Annotated in this window: 1 rRNA gene; it reads left to right on the top strand. The window is 55.1% G+C overall.

Annotated features, from left to right (window positions below):
• The first annotated feature begins 190 nt into the window (after positions 1-190).
• A 16S ribosomal RNA gene (locus G205_RS20300) occupies positions 191-1,715 on the top strand.
• The last annotated feature ends 118 nt before the right edge of the window (positions 1,716-1,833 follow it).

Here is a 1,833-nt window from a genome sequence, read left to right as displayed (position 1 = left end):
TGTGTCTGTTGTTTGAGAACTCAATAGTGTGCCAAGTTTGTTGATACCGATTATGTAATGTGATTGGTTGAATTGCCGGATCGTGCCGCCCCTGTGGCATTGGTTTGGTTTTACAGCTGGTTTCAAATTTTGTGCAGCCTTTGCTGGTGTTATTTCCACTGGTTTTGGTTGTGTCTGTTTTTGTTTTACTTCAACGGAGAGTTTGATCCTGGCTCAGGATGAACGCTGGCGGCGTGCTTAACACATGCAAGTCGAACGATGATCCGGTGCTTGCACCGGTGATTAGTGGCGAACGGGTGAGTAACACGTGAGTAACCTGCCCTTGACTCTGGGATAAGCCTGGGAAACTGGGTCTAATACCGGATATGACCTTCCATCGCATGGTGGTTGGTGGAAAGCTTTTGTGGTTTTGGATGGACTCGCGGCCTATCAGCTTGTTGGTGAGGTAATGGCTTACCAAGGCGACGACGGGTAGCCGGCCTGAGAGGGTGACCGGCCACACTGGGACTGAGACACGGCCCAGACTCCTACGGGAGGCAGCAGTGGGGAATATTGCACAATGGGCGCAAGCCTGATGCAGCGACGCCGCGTGAGGGATGACGGCCTTCGGGTTGTAAACCTCTTTCAGTAGGGAAGAAGCGAAAGTGACGGTACCTGCAGAAGAAGCGCCGGCTAACTACGTGCCAGCAGCCGCGGTAATACGTAGGGCGCAAGCGTTATCCGGAATTATTGGGCGTAAAGAGCTCGTAGGCGGTTTGTCGCGTCTGCCGTGAAAGTCCGGGGCTCAACTCCGGATCTGCGGTGGGTACGGGCAGACTAGAGTGATGTAGGGGAGACTGGAATTCCTGGTGTAGCGGTGAAATGCGCAGATATCAGGAGGAACACCGATGGCGAAGGCAGGTCTCTGGGCATTAACTGACGCTGAGGAGCGAAAGCATGGGGAGCGAACAGGATTAGATACCCTGGTAGTCCATGCCGTAAACGTTGGGCACTAGGTGTGGGGGACATTCCACGTTTTCCGCGCCGTAGCTAACGCATTAAGTGCCCCGCCTGGGGAGTACGGCCGCAAGGCTAAAACTCAAAGGAATTGACGGGGGCCCGCACAAGCGGCGGAGCATGCGGATTAATTCGATGCAACGCGAAGAACCTTACCAAGGCTTGACATGGACCGGACCGCCGCAGAAATGTGGTTTCCCCTTTGGGGCTGGTTTACAGGTGGTGCATGGTTGTCGTCAGCTCGTGTCGTGAGATGTTGGGTTAAGTCCCGCAACGAGCGCAACCCTCGTTCTATGTTGCCAGCACGTGATGGTGGGGACTCATAGGAGACTGCCGGGGTCAACTCGGAGGAAGGTGGGGACGACGTCAAATCATCATGCCCCTTATGTCTTGGGCTTCACGCATGCTACAATGGCCGGTACAAAGGGTTGCGATACTGTGAGGTGGAGCTAATCCCAAAAAGCCGGTCTCAGTTCGGATTGGGGTCTGCAACTCGACCCCATGAAGTCGGAGTCGCTAGTAATCGCAGATCAGCAACGCTGCGGTGAATACGTTCCCGGGCCTTGTACACACCGCCCGTCAAGTCACGAAAGTTGGTAACACCCGAAGCCGGTGGCCTAACCCCTTGTGGGAGGGAGCCGTCGAAGGTGGGACTGGCGATTGGGACTAAGTCGTAACAAGGTAGCCGTACCGGAAGGTGCGGCTGGATCACCTCCTTTCTAAGGAGCGCCTCACAATTATCATTCTCTGCTGTATGGCGGGGTGTGGTGTTGTCAGGAGTACGCCCGTTGCGCAGACGCTAGTTCTGCGGCGGGTGCTCATGGGTGGAATATCAAC

The organism is Arthrobacter nitrophenolicus, assembly GCF_000332815.1.
Taxonomy (GTDB): Bacteria; Actinomycetota; Actinomycetes; order Actinomycetales; family Micrococcaceae; genus Arthrobacter; species Arthrobacter nitrophenolicus.
Note: the sequence above shows the minus strand (reverse complement) of the source record. Positions and strands in the feature narration are given on the sequence as shown.